Source organism: Lyngbya sp. PCC 8106, assembly GCF_000169095.1.
Lineage (GTDB): Bacteria > Cyanobacteriota > Cyanobacteriia > Cyanobacteriales > Microcoleaceae > Capilliphycus.
Map to the genome: position 1 here is coordinate 261,276 of NZ_AAVU01000002.1, position 18,568 is coordinate 279,843.

At 44.2% G+C, this 18,568-nt stretch carries 14 protein-coding genes; 12 read left to right on the forward strand and 2 right to left on the reverse strand.

Features of this window, described 5'->3' with window-relative positions; genetic code table 11:
• Nucleotides 1-122: 122 nt before the first annotated feature.
• From L8106_RS02235 to L8106_RS02295, 12 genes are all read left to right on the forward strand, one after another.
• Nucleotides 123-1,127 (forward strand): LysR family transcriptional regulator, encoded by a 1,005-nt coding sequence (locus tag L8106_RS02235; RefSeq protein ID WP_009782545.1) that lies wholly within the window; start codon nucleotides 123-125, stop codon nucleotides 1,125-1,127.
• A 50-nt stretch (nucleotides 1,128-1,177) separates the two neighbouring features.
• Entirely contained in the window at nucleotides 1,178-2,239 is a 1,062-nt protein-coding gene (locus L8106_RS02240; RefSeq protein WP_009782546.1) for an anthranilate phosphoribosyltransferase family protein, read from the forward strand.
• Nucleotides 2,240-2,243: 4 nt separating this feature from the next.
• Nucleotides 2,244-2,765 (forward strand): hypothetical protein, encoded by a 522-nt coding sequence (locus L8106_RS02245; protein ID WP_009782547.1) that lies wholly within the window; start codon nucleotides 2,244-2,246, stop codon nucleotides 2,763-2,765.
• Between the two features lie 43 nt (nucleotides 2,766-2,808).
• Nucleotides 2,809-3,393 carry a molybdenum cofactor guanylyltransferase gene (locus L8106_RS02250; protein ID WP_009782548.1) on the forward strand — a complete coding sequence of 195 codons (585 nt, stop codon included), beginning with the start codon at nucleotides 2,809-2,811 and terminating at the stop codon, nucleotides 3,391-3,393.
• Between the two features lie 214 nt (nucleotides 3,394-3,607).
• Nucleotides 3,608-3,952, forward strand: coding sequence for a hypothetical protein (locus L8106_RS02255; protein WP_009782549.1), 345 nt, complete (start codon nucleotides 3,608-3,610; stop codon nucleotides 3,950-3,952).
• 1,807 nt (nucleotides 3,953-5,759) lie between these two features.
• Nucleotides 5,760-6,785, forward strand: coding sequence for an ABC transporter permease (locus L8106_RS02265; RefSeq protein ID WP_009782552.1), 1,026 nt, complete (start codon nucleotides 5,760-5,762; stop codon nucleotides 6,783-6,785).
• Nucleotides 6,786-7,223: 438 nt separating this feature from the next.
• On the forward strand, nucleotides 7,224-7,742 hold the full coding sequence (locus L8106_RS02270) for a phycocyanin subunit beta (protein ID WP_009782553.1): 519 nt from the start codon (nucleotides 7,224-7,226) through the stop codon (nucleotides 7,740-7,742).
• A 111-nt stretch (nucleotides 7,743-7,853) separates the two neighbouring features.
• Nucleotides 7,854-8,342: a phycocyanin subunit alpha gene (gene cpcA / locus L8106_RS02275; protein WP_009782554.1), complete on the forward strand. Its 489-nt coding sequence runs from the start codon at nucleotides 7,854-7,856 to the stop codon at nucleotides 8,340-8,342.
• Between the two features lie 256 nt (nucleotides 8,343-8,598).
• On the forward strand, nucleotides 8,599-9,468 hold the full coding sequence (locus L8106_RS02280; RefSeq protein WP_009782555.1) for a phycobilisome linker polypeptide: 870 nt from the start codon (nucleotides 8,599-8,601) through the stop codon (nucleotides 9,466-9,468).
• A gap of 111 nt (nucleotides 9,469-9,579) precedes the next feature.
• The gene (locus L8106_RS02285; protein WP_009782556.1) at nucleotides 9,580-9,921 is read left to right on the forward strand and encodes a phycobilisome linker polypeptide; all 342 of its coding nucleotides are present in this window, start codon (nucleotides 9,580-9,582) and stop codon (nucleotides 9,919-9,921) included.
• A gap of 12 nt (nucleotides 9,922-9,933) precedes the next feature.
• Complete coding sequence (locus L8106_RS02290) at nucleotides 9,934-10,761, forward strand: HEAT repeat domain-containing protein (RefSeq protein ID WP_009782557.1); 828 nt, start codon at nucleotides 9,934-9,936, stop codon at nucleotides 10,759-10,761.
• Between the two features lie 40 nt (nucleotides 10,762-10,801).
• Nucleotides 10,802-11,437 (forward strand): HEAT repeat domain-containing protein, encoded by a 636-nt coding sequence (locus L8106_RS02295; protein WP_009782558.1) that lies wholly within the window; start codon nucleotides 10,802-10,804, stop codon nucleotides 11,435-11,437.
• Here L8106_RS02295 and L8106_RS02300 read toward each other — a convergent pair.
• Both L8106_RS02300 and L8106_RS33390 read right to left on the reverse strand, forming a co-directional pair.
• Nucleotides 11,423-12,583, reverse strand: a complete 1,161-nt coding sequence (locus tag L8106_RS02300) for a lactate racemase domain-containing protein (protein ID WP_009782559.1) — start codon at nucleotides 12,581-12,583, stop codon at nucleotides 11,423-11,425. The two genes, L8106_RS02295 and L8106_RS02300, sit on opposite strands and share 15 nt — an antisense overlap.
• 145 nt (nucleotides 12,584-12,728) lie before the next feature.
• On the reverse strand, nucleotides 12,729-18,371 hold the full coding sequence (locus L8106_RS33390) for a DUF4347 domain-containing protein (protein ID WP_009782560.1): 5,643 nt from the start codon (nucleotides 18,369-18,371) through the stop codon (nucleotides 12,729-12,731).
• Nucleotides 18,372-18,568: the final 197 nt, after the last annotated feature.

The following is an 18,568-nucleotide window of genomic DNA, read 5'->3' on the forward strand; positions in this document are numbered from 1 at the left end:
GGAGCGGCGGGAAGAACGTCAAGAATTCTTCGAGAAAACGCTGTATCAACCTCTACTAAACTCAGAATGTAGATCAAGTACCATAAATTTGGATAGAGTAAAGCCATCTTAATCAAATTTTCATGCGCTTAGAGCAGTTGCAATCTTTTCTGTGTGTGGCTGAAACCGGAAGCTTTCAACAAGCTGCACACAAATGTGGTGTTACTCAGTCAACGATCAGCCGACAGGTGCAAGGATTAGAAGCCGAACTCGGTTTATCCCTATTCCATCGTACCGCCCAAGCAAAGCTGACCGTTGGGGGAGAACGCTTTTGGCCCTATGCTCGCAAAATTTGTCAAACCTGGGACAGTGGAAAAGAAGAATTGGCCTCCTTACTGGCGGGAAAACAACCCGAACTCTGTGTTGCTGCCATTCATTCCATTTGTGCCTCTTACCTACCCCCTGTGTTGCAGAAATTTTGCTACGCTTACCCAGAAGTTCAACTGCGAGTCACCTCCCTCGGAAGTGATCGGGCGCTCAAGGTATTGCGAGATGGGTTAGTTGACGTCGCCATTGTGATGAATAACCGCTCATTTACCGCAACCGGAGAATTGATTGTCGAAAGCCTCTATTGGGAACCGATAGAAGTGTTGATGGCCTCTACCCATCCCCTCGCCAGTTACACCCAAGTTCCTTGGTCAGAACTGGTTCTTTATCCGCAAGTGGTGTTCAAAGACGGTTATGGAATGCAGCGTTGGGTCTTAGAAAAATTTAATCAAACCCAAGCCCAACTCAAAGCAGTTCTCGAACTCAACACCTTAGATGGGTTTCGAGGAGTCGTCCGTCAGGGAGAATTAGTGGCTTTACTCCCCCGTTCAGCCTTAATTGAATCTCGAACTGACTCGACTTTAGCCATTCGTCAGATTGGTGTCGCAGAGGTCAACCTCACAAACACCAAAAAACCCAACGATTTATCCCCATCTGCCTGTGATCGGGCTTGGAGTCGGGAAGTCGTTATGGTCGCCACTTCGGATCGAATGCAAATTCCCCCGATTGAATATTTCTGGAAATTAGTCCAAGAGTTTATTCCGCCGACTTGTGATCCAGTTCTCGAAAAAGTTGGCTTAACAGCCGAAAGTCCCTCTTAAAACAGATATGCTAGAGACTTCCTTGTTTTTTTCACCTCTCAGCAGATGTAATGAGTGATCGCTTTCGAGACTTACTTCGTAAAATTGGCAGTGGCCCTCATACCGGCGAAAATCTCAATCGCACCGAGGCTGAAGATGCAATGAAAATGATGCTATTACAGGAAGCAACTCCTGCCCAAATTGGCGCATTTTTAATAGCCCACCGCATCAAACGACCAACAGGCGAAGAATTAGCCGGAATGTTAGATGGCTGCGATCAATTTGCTTCTAAACTCCAACCACTCTCGACTCCTCCCTTACTCTTGAATTGTCCCTACGATGGGCGCTCCCGTACCGCTCCTGTTACTCCTTTAACCGCGTTAATTGTGGCAACAGCAGGCGTTCCGGTGATTTTACACGGGGGGGATACAATGCCAACCAAAGAAGGGATTACCCTAACTGAAATTTGGCAACGTTTGGGAGTGGATTGGACAACGCTAACCCTCCAAGAGGTTCAACAGGTTCTAGAGACGACTCATTTAGGGTTTGTCTATCTTCCCGCTCATTTTCCGGAGGCAGCCGCTTTGGTTCCCTATCGTCGGGAAATTGGCAAGCGTCCTCCTCTGGCAACGATGGAATTGATGTGGTGTCCCTATTCAGGAGTAGCGACTCTGGCTTGTGGATATGTTCATCCTCCCACTGAACTCTTATTTCGGGAGACATTCAAATGGCGAGGAACGACTCAGTTTATCACTGTTAAAGGTTTAGAAGGAAGTTGTGATTTACCACGCGATCGCACTTGTATTATTGGTGTATCTTCACCTTCACCTTCTAATCAATCTGAGGAGGATTCTGATATTGAACGGTTGCTCTTACATCCAGATGAATATGGGTTTGCCGGAAAGGAAGTCAAGCTGGAAAGCTTAACTCAGCTACTCACTGATATACAAGCAGTTTTGGAGGGAAAAACCTGTGAATTGATGCAAGCGGCAGTTTGGAATGGGGGATTTTACCTGTGGCAGTGTGGAGTGTCTTCTGATTTGGAATCCGGTTTATTGACCGCCCAACAATTACTAATTGAGGGCAAAGTCACTGAAAAACTGGAAACCCTTCAACTAGCTGTTCAGGGATAACTCAATGAAAATCATGCTTGCGAAAAAGTTCCTCAAAAAGTTAAAGCAAATTCCGATTCTTTCGTTAGGTTTATTAAGCCTTTCGATTGTGCCGGGATTGATGATGATTGGCTTTGTCAATACCGTTAATTTAACCTGTGAACGGACTGAACAAGCTCTCGGAAAATGTGACTTAGAAGAATCCGGTTTACTGGGTTCAACGTCTAGAGAAATTCCGATTCAGAGTTTGCAAGGCGCTCAAATCATCAAGAAGAATATTGAGGACTTAGCAGATTCCGATTATAGTGCTTTTTATGTGGCACTGTTGACTGAAAATGGTCGAGTTTTCTTACCGTTTTATCGCCTCGATCACCATTACGCTCAAGATATGGTTGCGGAAATTAACAACTTTGTTGATCATCCGGAAAATATGGTTCTGGAGATTGATGAAGACTATCGTTGGTCTGCTTATATCTGGGGGTTAACGTTATTGGGTGTTGGTGGCGGACTGTTTACCTCTTGGGCTGCTCACACGAAAACCGTTTGATGGGTTTTGAGCGTGATTGAATCAGATTGTTGCACGTTAAACGATGTCTAATACCGCGATCGCTGCTTTAATTTTAGCCGGGGGAAAAAGTTCTCGGATGGGTCAAGATAAAGCCCAAATTAACTGGGAAGGAAAACCTTTATTAACCCGTGTTTGTGAGGTTGCGGCTTGCTGTTGTTCATCGGTTTATGTGTTAACGTCAAGGCCTAAACGGTATCAGGAAATTGTCTCAAAACAGGTGCAATTTTTACGGGAGTCTTCTCCAATTGGTCAAGGCCCAATGGTGGCTTTAACAGATGGATTGACTCAAATTGATGCAGAGTGGGTGTTGCTTTTGGCTTGCGATTTACCTCAGCTTCAACCGGAAATTTTGCAACGTTGGATGAGTCAATTGACGGAAGTTTCGGAGTCAATATTGGCGGTTGTTCCCCATCAGGATTCGGGTTGGGAACCGTTGTGTGGATTTTATCGCCGAACGGCTTTAACAGCTTTACAAGGCTTTATTACCCAGGGAGGACGTTCCTTTCAAGCTTGGTTATCTCAAGTTCCTGTTCATCCTCTGAGTCTCGATGCCACAACCGCAGCAATGCTTTTTAATTGTAATACTCCGGCTGATTTACAGCGGTGATAAATATAAGCTTAAAATACAAAATAAAGTGTATCTTTGGAAAGCTTTTAATTTTTTCTTTGTTTTTATAATGATTTATAATCAGTCCCTAATCTGTCTTCGGGTTGAAATTTTATTAAAATAAGTTGAGATTGTTAATCATTTGACAAATTGAAACGGGTGAAACTGGATATAATTCAGATTAAGAATTTAAAAAGTAAATTGGAGTACCCGGATGAAATACGCATTCAACCTCGTTGGAATTTCGACCGCGCTATCCTTTTTTTACCAACAACAAGAACTTCTCGAAAAATCTTTGAATGATGTAGAATACTTAGGACATCATCAATGTAAGCTTGATACTTTTCTGTCCTCCGTTGAAACGGTTTCTAAACAAAAAAACTGGAAACTTGATGAGGTGGTTGATAGTGTGATTGGCTTTTGGATTAATAATTCCGATAGTATTCGCTATTGGCAATCTCGTCTAGAAGACGCTGGAAAAGATAATCTCTTAGTTGCTCGTGTTGCTGATATCAAATCTCTACGAACAACATTTGAATCACTGCTGCATGAATCTTAACTGCAAAAAAGCGGAACATCGCAACAGTTAGACGTTTCATCTTTTTCCCTGCGATCGCCTTTTTTCCCAAAAACAGTGATCGCATTCCCCCTCCCCTAAATTCTTGTTCTTCGTGAAAAAATTAGGGCGAAATTTTCACTCTTTCCCATTGACAAATAACCCAATTTGACTTACTATTAAACAATGGGAATCTGTGCCGACATATATATAGCACTACGCAAATTGGTTAGGACATTTCTAAATTCTGAAACCCTCTCAGGCGTGTGCATTCCTTGGCGGCTTACAAAGCCGCAGGGTCACACCGCTTTCATAGTCTGCTGTTCCCTGATCCGGTGTTCCCTGTTCCCTATTCCCGATTCAAGTAGCGCTATATAAGAGATTCCCCGTTCAGATTGGCTTAACAAATTCAGAAAAATTGTAGCCAATAGTAGTCAGTTCAATTTTTTATTTCCCCTAAAACATAGGCTTGAAGAAATCATCCCCAAATTTACTATCCGGTTAGTTAAGTACCTGTGCAAAATTATTTACACATTGCTATCTTTGCTATCCTTGCTAGTCAATACTTTCAGCCCTCTACGATGGGTAATTTATTATGCTTACCTACTTATTTAGATTTTTGGAGATTGTTGACGAGAATGATAAAGTTTGTAACATTTTGATATCGGAAAGGGAAACTCAATCGGTTATAAATAAAAAGAGTAATCCCTGTGGAGATTTCCATGGATAAGGACAAATTAATCGCATCCCTCGACGCTGCGATCGCCAAATACTCAGATCACCCTGTTAACCGAGTTATTATCTCTCTAACCAAGCAGGTTTAGCAGATTGATTGGACGGTTGCCCCCTACGACATTTTTAGTCACTTTCTTGAGTTTGATATTCCCTACTTTTATCGGTTTATGGCAATGGATCTAGGGGACGAATCTCAAGAACAGCAGTTACTTATGGACTGGGTATATTGCAGACATAAACTCAATAAGGATGTGAAAGCTACATTCCCCGCGTTAGTAGAAGAACTCAATCAGTTACGTGTGGACGCAAGATATGCTTAAATTAGATTGATTTTAGATTGATTGTTGGAGGGGAAATTATGATTGAGATTAAACTCGAAACACCAGTCATTCAAAGCATCTCAAACCCTTAATTGGGTAGAATTGCCATTCGGGTAATTGATTGGCATTTGAGAACAATTCAGATAATTTCCTCTTTCTTGATGTAGACCCGATCTGCTGACAGGGTGACAAGATTTTAAAAAGCCCAATTCTCCCGATTTCCTAGCAAAAGGAAGTCAAAAAAATCAAATTGCTTTTAAAGGTTTATAGTACAAACAACCGATATCAAGCTAATTTTCCTCCACTATTAAATTAGACGATCAAAATAGACTTCCACCCACAGCCCTCAACCGGGACACTTTCCCCCGAAAATAATAAGTTTATCTAATTCAAAACCGCGAACCCTTTGAAAAATCAAAACTTTAGGTCAAAAATTAGATTTTTTATTGAGAAAAGTTCTTAAAAAGTTGACGAAAATATAGGGGTTCTGGTATGCTAATAAAAACACCTCACAAGGGCTTCTGGTGTCTAGTCGTCAAAATCGAGTCTAAACCCCTGATTCTCTCGTTAAATATCAGGATTTTCTGACCAAAAATCTATAACCCCGACGCACGAATTTTCAAGGCCAAAGCAAAAGACCAAAACCCGCCTCTTGACAAAAAATAATTTTTGTGCTGAATGCAAGAAACTGTAAAAAGGGATCACTGATTACTGTTAACTAATAACTGTAAAAACTGTTAACTGTATGAGGTGTCATGTCTCGTTCTAAAGCCCTACAATATTACATCCTGATTCGTCTGCTTTTAGCGCCACTGATGCTTTGGACGATTACAACAGTTGTGTTTTTGTTACTCAGAGCAACACCAGGCGATCCCGTCGATGCAATTCTCGGCCCTCGCGCCCCAGCCAGTGCAAAAGAGGCAATGCGATCGCAATTGGGGTTAGATGGTTCTCTCCTCCAGCAATATCTCGACTATATGGGGAATTTACTCCAATTTGACTTGGGGACATCGCTCACCAGTCGAGGACAGTCGGTTTGGGAAATTATCTTAGATTATTTTCCGGCAACGGTGGAACTGGCGATATTCAGTCTGTTGGTCGCTTTGAGCGTTGGGGTGAGTGTCGGAGCAATAGCAGCATCTCACCCGAATACAATTTGGGATACTATCGGACGCTTATTCGGTATAATTACTTATTCAGTCCCGGCATTTTGGGCAGGGATGGTTTTTCAGCTCATCTTTGCGGTGCAGTTGGGCTGGTTTCCCCTTGGAACTCGTTTCCCGGTGAGTATGACTCCGCCCACACAGTTTACGGGACTATACACCCTCGATAGTTTGTTGAGTGGGAATGGGGAGCAATTTTTAACGGCGGTTTACTATCTGTGTCTGCCTTGTTTGACGTTAGGTTTGCTGCTGAGTGGTATTTTTGAGCGGATTGTGCGGGTGAATTTGCGCCAAACCTTACAAGCCGATTATGTCGAAGCAGCGAGGGCGCGAGGGATTTCAGAGAAACGGATTTTGATCGCTCATGCCTTGAAAAATGCTCTGATTCCGGTGATTACTGTGTTGGGGTTAACGTTGGCGGCACTGTTGGGGGGGGCGATTTTAACAGAAGTTACATTTTCCTGGCCGGGACTTGCCAACCGACTCTACGAAGCCATTACGGTGCGGGATTATCCGACGGTACAGGGAATTGTGGTGTTTTTTGCGGCAATCGTTGCGATCGCCAGTATTGGGATAGATATTTTGAATGCTTACGTTGATCCGCGTATTCGCTACTAAGTATTTATTACTAAAAGCAAAAATACGGAAGTCTTAACAGGATTAATCAACAATGGAGAAATATCTTAATGTTTTGTAATATTTTAAGCTAATGTCGTTAATAATTTTTAACGCAACAAAAGCCGACTCCATTGTATAACTGATACCTGAGGGAGAACGATAACAGACAAAGATTAATCAAAAGGTCTGTTCATTAAGAAAGTTTAAATTTCTCTCATAAATCGTGTAAAATTTTCTAAGATTCCTTAAGGTGAAGATTTTGTGATCCGGGAAACTGGAAATTCACAAACCACCCCAGAGGATAATGACAATCCAGTTAATAACGGGTTGTTGTCTCCAATCTTTAATCCAACAACTATAAAGTTGGCAAAGAATTGGAACTCTCAAGCATTGAGAACCAAAAGTACACTCAAACCAATCGAGTAGGAGATTTAATCCATGTTTGACGCCTTCACTAAGGTAGTTTCTCAAGCAGACGCACGCGGCGAAATGTTGAGCACTTCTCAAATCGACGCTCTCAGCCAAATGGTTGCTAACGGCAACAAGCGTCTTGATTCTGTTAACCGGATCACAAGCAACGGTTCCAGCATTGTTGCTAACGCCGCTCGTTCTTTGTTCGCTGAACAGCCCCAACTGATCCAACCCGGTGGAAACGCTTACACTAGCCGTCGGATGGCTGCTTGCTTGCGCGATATGGAAATCATCCTGCGCTACGTCACTTATGCAATCTTCGCAGGTGATCCTAGCGTTCTCGATGATCGTTGCTTGAATGGTCTGCGTGAAACTTACCAAGCTCTGGGTACTCCTGGTTCTTCTGTTGCAGCAGGCGTTCAAAAAATGAAAGAAGCTGCTTTAGCAATCGTTATGGACCCCAGTGGTATTACTCAAGGCGATTGCAACGCTCTGCAATCTGAAATCGCTAGCTACTTTGATCGTGCAGCAGCAGCAGTAGGCTAAATTTCTGCCGACTGAACTGATTCTGACCAACTGCGCTTAAGTCGCATTTGTATGGCTCGCACTCAACTCATTCAAAAAACTCTGTACACCTAACCAGAAAAAATTAGAAGCATGAAGACTCCTTTAACCGAAGCTGTCACCACCGCAGATTCTCAAGGTCGTTTCCTGAGCAGCACTGAAATTCAAGTTGCTTTCGGACGTTTCCGCCAAGCCCAAGCTGGTTTAGAAGCCGCTAAAGCTTTAACTTCCAAAGCTGATGGTTTGATCAACGGTGCAGCTCAAGCCGTTTATTCCAAGTTCCCCTACACGACTCAAATGCAAGGGCCGAACTATGCCGCAGACCAACGCGGTAAAGATAAATGCGCTCGTGACATCGGCTACTACCTGCGGATGGTTACCTACTGCTTAATCGCAGGTGGTACTGGCCCCATGGATGAGTACCTGATTGCAGGTATCGATGAAATCAACCGGACTTTTGAATTGTCTCCGAGCTGGTACATCGAAGCCCTCAAGCACATCAAAGCAAATCATGGCTTAAGCGGCGATCCTGCTGTTGAAGCTAATTCTTACCTCGACTACGCCATCAACGCTCTGAGCTAGTCAGCGGTTTGTTGCCTGGAACGATAGATAGCTGTTAGCTAACCGCAGAAGTTTGTTGAGTTAGCAGTTATTTAACGCTCCAGGCATCTTATTAGAGAGCTGAATAAAAACAAGCAACTTTTAAAACCTTTTTGTGATTCTCGGTAGTGTTATCTAACGGAACGCAAACAGTTATGAGTTTTTCCTCGTATTTTTCTTTAATAAAGATTAATTGAAGAATACAGGATTTGGTTTATTATGTGTCGATGAGGTAGCGATGACAACATTATTAGTACCCGCTAATTTACAAGCTGCGGGACGGTTAGGCTTAGATGCGTTTGATGGCACCAAAGTAGAGTTGCGTCCAGATTGGACAGAAAGCGATCTACAAGCTATTTTTCGTGCCACCTACAGACAGGTACTCGGTAACGAGTATGTGATGAAATCTGAACGTTTGACGTCAGCAGAATCTTTACTCAGACAAGGAAATTTAACGGTTCGTGATTTTGTACGTGCCGTTGCCCTTTCTGAGTTATACAAGAAGAAATTTTTCTTTCCCAACAACAACCAACGCTTCGTTGAACTGAACTTCAAGCATTTGTTGGGTCGTCCTCCCCATGATGAGCAAGAACTCGCGTTCCATACTCGCTTGGTGGAAGATAAAGGCTACGATGCTGAAATCAACTATTACTTCGAGAGCGAAGAGTACGAAAACAAATTCGGCGACAATATCGTTCCTTACTATGTTGGCTTCCAAGTTTTAACCGGATCAAGAACAGTTGGCTTTAGCCGGATGTTCCAACTGTATCGCGGTTATGCAAATAATGATCGCGGTCAAGTGGGAAGCAAGAACGGCCACGTGTTTAAAGAAGTTGCTCGCAACCAAGCTAGCACCATTCCTCAAACTGCCGGAATCTCATCGCAATCCACAAAAATGGATACCCCACAAAAGTCTTTTGGTGGACTGGGGAATCGTCAACAACGGGTTTATCGTGTAGAAGTCACCAATCGAATTGGTTCTTCTCTCAAAGATACTAACGTTCGTCGCTCGAACAAAGCTTACTTAGTTCCCTACGAAGAATTATCTTCTCGGATACAGCAAATTCTTCGCAGTGGAGCCAAGATTATCAGCGTTCGTGAAACCTAAACGATTCAGACGCAAATCAGGTGGTAAGCAATTGAGAAATCAAGCTTGCCACTACTTTTGTGAATATTTGTCAATCAGTATCTACAGACAGAAGGGAGCAATTGAGCAGCTATGTTTGGTCAAAGCACATTAACAGGTAGAACCACTCTCAGCGATAACGGTAGTCGGATGTATCGTATTGAAGTCGAAGCGATGCGTCAAAATGTAGACCCTGATACGATCAGCTATCCTATCCGCAAAAGTAGCAAAACCTATATCACGGTTCCCTACAGCCGGATGAGCGAACAACTCAAGCGTATTAATCGCATGGGAGGTAAAATTTTAAGTATTGAACCTCTAACGATGGATGGGAGCAGCGAAGCCAAAATGCAGGCGACTGCTGTTAATCAAACCCTGGATGGGGAAGGTCAGCCCAAGTCAGTCGGCGCTGATGATTCTGATACGCAAGAGTAAAATTAAAATTTCATGACGGCTTCAGAACAGCTTAACAATTTTAGTCAACCGACCGAGGCTCTGACTGTCGAACAGGCGATCGCAAATCTTCAACACGAAGAATTGGGTCGCCGTTACTATGCGGCTTGGTGGTTGGGACGATTTCGGGTTTCCTCACCCGGAGCGGTAGATGCTCTATTAGTGGCTTTAGAAGATAAGTCTGATCGCACCGAAGATGGCGGTTATCCCCTGCGTCGCAATGCCGCCAGAGCTTTAGGAAAATTGGACGATAAACGGGCGGTTCCGGCATTAATTGAATGTTTGAACTGTTCGGATTATTATGTACGGGAAGCCGCTGCCCAAGCCTTAGAGATGTTGGGGGATGCCAGTAGCATTTCGGCTTTGATAACATTGCTCGATGGGGGTGTCGAAGCAGCAAAACCAGTGCCGGGAAAACCTCATTTAGTCCAACCTTATGATGCCGTGATCGAGGCATTGGGGGCTATTGGCGCAACAGAAGCGACGTCTAAAATTCAGCCTTTTACAGAACATCCAGTTGGGCGAGTTCGATGTGCGGCAATGCGATCGCTTTATCAATTAACTGGAGACAGCATTTACGCAGAGGCTTTAATCCAAGTCCTCCAAAGTAATGAGTTACAACTGCGACGAACGGTCTTAATGGATCTCGGAGCAATTGGTTATCTCAAGTCAGCCCAAGCTATTTCTGAAACGTTAGCCGAAAATAGTTTGAAATTAATTGCTTTACAAGGAATTTTAGAACATCATCTCAAACAAAGTGATGCGATGTCTCTCTCAGAAGAAGCGATAGAAGTGATGAATTTAATGGATTCATTATTATAGATCAAAATATTTAGTAATTTTTGGGCGCAAATAAGCGAAAATGACCACTTCAGAACTGATTCGTGCAGTTGAACAAGCCGATTCTGCTCAAAGCTTATTAGAAGCTGTCAGAATGTTAGCAGAAGCTCACTCTCCCGAAGGTATTCCGACTTTAATTACTGTTCTGGGTTATAATAATCCTGGTGCGGCAGTGGCAGCAGTAGAGGGTTTAATTAAACTGGGTGAACCCGCAGTTTTACCCCTACTTGAGCAGTTAGATGGTTATAATTATGGGGCGAGAGCTTGGGCAATTCGGGCATTATCTTCGATTGGTGATCCTCGGGGTTTAAATGTATTATTAGAAGCAGCAGGAACCGATTTTGCGCTCAGTGTGCGTCGGGCAGCCGCAAGAGGTTTGGGAACAATTCATTGGGAACAAATGAGCGTCGAAGAAGATATTCTGGAAGCTCAAATTAAAGCCCTGAATACCTTATTTCAAGCCAGTCAAGATCCAGAATGGATTGTACGATATGCGGCGATTGTCGGCTTAGAAGAGTTGGCAAACAAGATCAAGAATCGACAATCTCAATGGCTTGAAAAAATTATACATCGTCTCGAAGAAATTATCAATACAGACGAAACATTAGCGGTTCAAGCCAGAGCCAAGCTAGCTCAACAAAGACTAGAGAGAGGTTAAAATTAAATCAGTGGCATGATAAACCACATAATCAAACTGTGATTCATCAATATTATTGGGGTCTAAATATCCTAAATTTAAGGCTTCACATTCTGCTTTGCTCATATTTTCAGAAGACAAAATCACCTGATATTTTTGTAAAGCCTGACTCACGCGCATCATATGACTAGCGACAACTGGACTGGTTAATTCCCCCGCATCCACTAAGTTTTGAATCATTTCGGGGTTAGAATAGCCAAATTTAGTGATTATTTCGCCGTGAGTTCCTGATATTTTCTCAGAAAGTTGACCTCGAATCACCAATTTTCCACCTTCTTGAATACGAGAACCACAGTTATAAATCGCTTTAGCTCCTTGCCAAAAATCGACACATTTATGATCGATATACGTTAATATACTTGCACAAGATTCAACAGGTTTGACAAAATATTCTGCACACACTTCGGCGGCTTCTTGATAAGAGGAGTAAAAATCCCCAATGAATACATGAGTAATCCCGGTGGGGAGCGTAATAAAGTTAACAGAAACGTATATTTTAGGAAATTTTGTCATCACCAAGTCAGCAATTTGATGAATAATTTGACGAATTGGATTTTCAATTTTGCCGATAATTTCTGATTCTGAGTAACGAGTTATTTTCCAGTGGGTATAATCAATCGCGGCTTTATTAGCAATTCCCGGACAAAGATATTTTGCCCCTCCCGAAAAGCCAACCACCCGATGAGGAAGCACACTTCCTAAAGCGATAATAATATCATGTTCGCTGACTGAACGATGAATTTTAACAGGAACATTATCAATTTTTCCAACTTCAATTAACAGCGAATCATCAAAAGCATTATGGTTAATCAGTTGAATATTACTCGCAGCTTCCGGAGTTAGTCCTAACTTTTGTTGCATTTCTGCGGTTGTCATGGGGCGATGGGTTCCCAAAGCAAAAATCACACTAATTTGACTCGCTTCTGTTTGAATGACTTGTAAAAAATCAGGAAAAAATTGAGAAAGAGGTGTAGCACGGGTAACATCTTCACAAATCAACAAAACACGCTTTTGATTCAGGTCAAACTGAGATAAATAGCTCAGTATTTTTGTAAGAATATCCTCTTTTGATAAGACACTTGACACATCTAAGGCGATTTTTTTCACAACTTACCCATGTTAATCTTTGATTGAATTTTATCATATATAGTGCTACTTGAATCGAGAACAGGGAACAGAAAACAAGGGTAGAAATGCTGGTGATCAGAACTTCCACCGTTATTCAAATCAAAAAATCAAATTGAGAGAAAGATTAAGCTGCAAATATTGTGAAATCGTCGGCAGAGATCAAACCAAGATTCACACCATCAAGAGTTGCTAATAGTTCGGAATTAACTTGAATCAGAGTTGAACCGTTATCTTCAGTTAAGGTGAGTTGGTCGAAGGTTAAACCGCCATCAAGAACAACGATATCTTCGCCATCGGTAAAGTCAGTAATCAGATCCTCACCCATACCGGACACCAGAACAAAGCGATCGCTTCCTGCTTCCCCAGTTAAGGTATCATTACCTTCAGCGCCGAGTAACAGGTCATTGCCATTTCCGCCGGTGAGTTCGTCGTTACCTTCTCCACCGTCGAGAGTATCATTACCTTCGCCACCGAAAACGAAGTCCGTACCTTCGCCACCGACAACGACATCATTACCCAAGTCGCCGTAAAGGGTATCATTGCCTTGATTGCCGGAAAGGGTATCATTGTCTTTACCGCCGTAAATCAGGTCATTACCGTCGTTTCCTGCGATAAAATCACTGCCAATGTTACCAAAGAGGGTATCATTTCCGCTTCCACCCATGAGAGTATCGCCATCTTGACCCCCGTAGACCAAATCTTCGCCTTCGCCACCGTCAACGAAGTCAGTCCCCAAGTTTCCATTTAACCAGTCATCCCCATCTCCGCCTGTGAGAGTATCGTTATTTTGACCGCCAAAGACGGTATCAGCACCTTCGCCGCCATCAACAACATCATCGCCTAAGTTCCCGTTTAACTCATCATTACCAGCCGAACCAAAAATAACGTCGTTATTTTTTCCGCCAAGAATGACATCATTACCATTACCGCCATCAACAGTATCATTATCTTGATTTCCGTTGATCGAGTCATTACCATCACCGCTATTAACAATATCATCACCTGCCAAAGCGCTAATGATGTTATCTGTAGCATCCCCCACTAAGATATCAGCATTGGGAGTGGGTTGACTGCTAGAATCTTCAGAACTTATGTTAGCCGCAGTGTTTGATGGTGTTACTGGTTGAGTAACCCCAGAAATGGAGCTTGTTGGGTCATAGAAAACCGCTTCGGTTACGGGAGATGTGCTTGTTTCAACGGGTTCCGGTTCCGCAATAGTTTCCGGTTCGGGAGTCGGTTCTACAACGGGTTCCGGTTCCGCAATAGTTTCCGGTTCGGGAGTCGGTTCTACAACGGGTTCCGGTTCCGCAATAGTTTCCGGTTCGGGAGTCGGTTCTACAACGGGTTCCGGTTCCGCAATAGTTTCCGGTTCGGGAGTCGGTTCTACAACGGGTTCCGGTTCCGCAATAGTTTCCGGTTCGGGAGTCGGTTCTACAACGGGTTCCGGTTCCGCAATAGTTTCCGGTTCCGGTTGAGGTTCGGGTTCGGATTCAGATTCGGATTCGGATTCGGATTCGGGTTCCGGTTCTAGTTGAGTTTCGGGTTCGGATTGGGATTCGGGTTCAGATTCGGACTCAGATTCGGATTCGGACTCAGACTCAGATTCGGGTTCGGGTTCCGGTTGAGGTTCGGATTGGGATTCGGGTTCGGATTGGGATTCGGGTTCAGGTTCAGATTCGGGTTCGGATTGGGATTCGGGTTCAGATTCGGGTTCGGATTCAGATTCAGACTCAGACTCAGACTCAGACTCAGGTTCGGATTCAGACTCAGGTTCAGGTTCAGATTCAGGTTGAGTTTCGGATTCAGATTCGGGTTCCGGTTCTAGTTGAGTTTCTGGTTCGGGTTCAGGTTCGGATTCGGGTTCAGCCTCATTCAAATCATCAACATTAATAGTGAACTGTTTTTCGTAGGTTTCCCCATTTCCATCATCAGTTTGAACCCGGATGCTGTAGGAAGTTTGGGTTTCAAAGTCGAAGGAAACTTTGGTTTTGAGTTCGTCGTTAACAATTTCAAATTGATTGTTGTCGGTATCCCCATCTCCGGCAACTAAACTGTAAGTGTGGCTGTCTGCTGCATCAGGGTCAACGCTGGTGAATGTTCCGACAACGGTTCCAACGGCTTCGTTTTCGTCAATGTTGCTATGATCCAGAGCGATCGCCGTTGGTGCTTCGTTAACATTTTCAACATTGATGGTCAACTGTTTCTCGTAGGTTTCCCCATTTCCATCATCAGTTTGAACCCGGATGCTGTAGGAAGTTTGGGTTTCAAAGTCGAAGGAAACTTTGGTTTTGAGTTCGTCGTTAACAATTTCAAATTGATTGTTGTCGGTATCCCCATCTCCGGCAACTAAACTGTAAGTGTGGCTGTCTGCTGCATCGGGGTCAACGCTGGTGAATGTTCCGACAACGGTTCCGATAGCTTGGTTTTCCTCAACACTGTTGTTATCGAGGGTAATATCGCCCGGAGTATTGTTAATATTGGCAACAGTCTCGGGGTTGTTAATATCAATCACTTGCAGACCACCACCATCGGCAACATAAGCATAGTCCCCCACCACCGATACTTCCCCGGCAATACCGGGTGTATCATAACTGCCTGTGAGGGTGGGAGCCTGTGGGTTGCTAATATCAATTACTTGTAGACCGCTATCCCCACCGGCAACATAAGCATAGTTCCCCACTACCGATACGCCATAGGCGGCATCAGGTATATCATAACTGCCTGCGAGGGAGGGGGCTTGTGGGTTGCTAATATCGATGATTTGCAAACTGCCATTCTGACCATAATCATCGCCGGCGGCAACATAAGCATAGTTCCCCACTACCGATACGCCATAGGCAGCATTAGGTATAGGTGTATCCCCATCAGGTATATTATAACTGCCGACAAAGGTGGGAATGAGAGGGTTGCTAATATCGATGATTTGCAAACTGCCATTCTGACCATAATTATCGCCGGCGGCAACATAAGCATAGTCCCCCACCACCGATACGTCATAGGCATCACCGGGTGTATAGTAAGGGCCTTCGGGGTAGTAGGGAGGCTGTGGGTTGCGAATATCAATCACTTGCAGACCGCTATCACCATCGGCAACATAAGCATAGTTCCCCACCACCGATACGCCATAGGCATCACCGGGTGTATCGTAAGAACCTGCGAGGGTGGGATCTTGTGGGTTGCTTATATCAATCACTTGCAGACCGCTATAACCATCGGCAACATAAGCATAGTTTCCCACCACCGATACGTCATAGGCATAACCGGGTGTATCGTAAGAACCTGAGTCAGAGTCCGGGTAGTAGGGAACAACAACTTGTGGGTTGCTTATATCAATCACTTGCAGACCGCTATCACCAGCGGCAACATAAGCATAGTCCCCCACCACCGATACGCCACGGACGGGCCAACCGAGTGCATCGTAATAGCCTGCGAGGGTGGGAGCCGCCGGGCTGCCAGCAACGGCAGTAATAGACTCAGATGCACCGCTACCGTCGGTGTAGGAGGCTGTGACTTGCAGGTATTTACCGACTTCGTTTTCACTGGGGGTAAATGTGCTGTTCGTTGCTCCGGCGATATCGGTCCAGGTTGTACCTTCCTCTGAGGATTGCCATTGATAGTCAATCGTTCCTAAAATGCCGTCTGGATCGGTTACGGTTGCAGTTAGGGTGCTGTCTTCTTGAATGTCTCCCGTGATGCTGACCTCACCCACCTTGTTTAGTTGATACACCCACAGTCCATCCCAAGCTTGGAAAAACAACTTATCCCCGACAGCCGTTAGATTATCAGGATATGAACTGATAGGACCAAAGTTGATATCATCAGGGTGAATATTATGATTATTAGGGTAGATATCCCGGACTAACTGAGTGCCTTCTGGGGTGCCATCGCTCACCCACACTTCTTTGCCGCTCCTGGCAAAGTCGGCTGTAAAAAACAACTTATCTTCAACAACTGTTAGATTATCAGGACTGAAATCGCTATAATCATCAAAGTTGATATCGATGAGTAACTGAGTGCCTTCTGCGGTGCCATCGCTTACCCACAGTTCTCTGCCATGGCTGTCTTCCGCTATGAAAAACAACTTATTCCCGACAGCCGTTAGACTATTTAGACTATCAAAATATAATGCGTTGTAAGGGTTGTCAGGATCTGGGATTGATCGAGTGCCTTCTGCGGTGCCATCGCTCACCCACAGTTCTGTGTAATCGGTATCATCGCTCCAAGCCTCGTTGGTCGTGAAAAACAACTTATTCCCCACAGCGGTCAGATTCTCAACAGAACCGTATAAGCTTGAAAGCTCTAAAAGCTCGTTAGTCCCTTCATCAGTACCATCGCTCACCCACAGTTCTGTGCCATAGTCATCGTTGGTTGTAAAAAACAACTTATCCCAAGTCTGGGTCAGATTATCAAGAGGCGAACCGTAAGAGTAATTGATCGCTTTAGGGCCTTCTCGGGTATCATCAATCATCCACAGTGCTGTGTGATAGTCGTCGGTTGTGAAAAATAACTTATCCCCGACAACCGTTAGACTATCAGGAGACAAATTGTTAATGCCGTAGAAGCTACCAGTGCCTTCAAAAGTACCATCGCTCACCCACAGTTTTGGGCTATCGATGCCATCAGAGTTGGCTGTGAAAAACAACCTATCCCCGACAACCGTTAGATTATCAGGAGACGAACCGTTTAACTCACGGATCTCCCTAGCGGCTTCAAAAGTACCATCGCTCACCCATAATTCTAAACCATCGATCCCATCAGAGTTGGCTGTGAAAAACAATTTATCTTCGACAACCCTTAGATTATCGGGATCTAAATAGTTAGCATCTGGGGAGTAAAAATTTCCGATTGGCTGGGTGCCTTCTGGAGTACCATCGCTCACCCATAGTCCGCTATGGTTGCCGTCGTAGGTTTGGAAAAATAACTGATCTCCGATCGCTGCCAGAGGATAAGGATTCCACCCTAAACCCGAGTAGATATCTTCGACTAACTGGGTACCTTCTTCGGTACCATCGCTCACCCACATTCTACTGCCATAGTAGTTGCTATTGTGGGTTCGGAAAAATAACTGATCCCCGACAACCATTAGATTATCTTCGGGAATCACCCAATCTCCGACATCCGTTAGACGATTAACCGCTAAACGATAAAGAGGGGGACCTTCAGAGCCGAAGCCGATCACCTCGACGAACTCGGGTTCTAACACTCCCGGGTAGGTGAGTTGGGTTTCAGTATTGAAAGCCAGTTGGGGTTGGGTTTGACCGATAACAAAATCAAGCACCCAGTTTCCTCCCAAGGCGGCGTTCCCCGTGCGGGTACGGGAGGCGGTAATATTGGCTTTCGTCAATTGGTGTAATTTTTCAATAAATTCAACGCCTGCATCTCCTGCGGCTACGTTACAACCATAAACTAAGATTTCTGAAGCCGACCAAGTTTGGAGTAAATTGGCGTAGCGTTTGAGGGTATCGAGGCTGAGTTGACTATTCCCCAAGTACAAACATCCCGGTGAACCGTGAGAAATAATATGGACGCTTTCAACGTGGGGACGGGTGAATAAATGGGCGGTTATTTGTTCGATACCGTCTCGATCAATATCTAAGATATGAACTTCTATTTCAGGTTTAACCCCTTGGCTGAGAAATTGGTAATCTTCTACATTCCCATCGATGAAAACAAGGGTGTTCGAGGCGTTGAGAATCCGCGATAAAATTTGATGGGTTGGCGGAGAGCCGCTCGTTTGAGCGGAGTTAGAAATAGTGGCTTTGGACATGGATAATACTCCAGTTTCCAAGAATGATCAATTGGAGGAGTTTTTCGGATTTAGCCCGACTTAAATTTTCAGATCTCCATGCAGCCATGAGTTTAGAAGGGCTTTTCATCCCCCATTCAATAGGTGTTTTCACCTGTCTCAATTCTATCCCTACCGATCAAGCCACGTCAACAGTATAATTACAGAATTGAGATTCT

Coding starts and splice junctions, on each gene's coding strand:
- L8106_RS02235 (WP_009782545.1), top strand. CDS start 123: ATGCGCTTAGAGCAGTTGCAATCTTTTCTGTGTGTGGCTGAAACCGGA.
- L8106_RS02240 (WP_009782546.1), top strand. CDS start 1,178: ATGAGTGATCGCTTTCGAGACTTACTTCGTAAAATTGGCAGTGGCCCT.
- L8106_RS02245 (WP_009782547.1), top strand. CDS start 2,244: ATGAAAATCATGCTTGCGAAAAAGTTCCTCAAAAAGTTAAAGCAAATT.
- L8106_RS02250 (WP_009782548.1), top strand. CDS start 2,809: ATGTCTAATACCGCGATCGCTGCTTTAATTTTAGCCGGGGGAAAAAGT.
- L8106_RS02255 (WP_009782549.1), top strand. CDS start 3,608: ATGAAATACGCATTCAACCTCGTTGGAATTTCGACCGCGCTATCCTTT.
- L8106_RS02265 (WP_009782552.1), top strand. CDS start 5,760: ATGTCTCGTTCTAAAGCCCTACAATATTACATCCTGATTCGTCTGCTT.
- L8106_RS02270 (WP_009782553.1), top strand. CDS start 7,224: ATGTTTGACGCCTTCACTAAGGTAGTTTCTCAAGCAGACGCACGCGGC.
- cpcA (WP_009782554.1), top strand. CDS start 7,854: ATGAAGACTCCTTTAACCGAAGCTGTCACCACCGCAGATTCTCAAGGT.
- L8106_RS02280 (WP_009782555.1), top strand. CDS start 8,599: ATGACAACATTATTAGTACCCGCTAATTTACAAGCTGCGGGACGGTTA.
- L8106_RS02285 (WP_009782556.1), top strand. CDS start 9,580: ATGTTTGGTCAAAGCACATTAACAGGTAGAACCACTCTCAGCGATAAC.
- L8106_RS02290 (WP_009782557.1), top strand. CDS start 9,934: ATGACGGCTTCAGAACAGCTTAACAATTTTAGTCAACCGACCGAGGCT.
- L8106_RS02295 (WP_009782558.1), top strand. CDS start 10,802: ATGACCACTTCAGAACTGATTCGTGCAGTTGAACAAGCCGATTCTGCT.
- L8106_RS33390 (WP_009782560.1), bottom strand. CDS start 18,371: ATGTCCAAAGCCACTATTTCTAACTCCGCTCAAACGAGCGGCTCTCCG.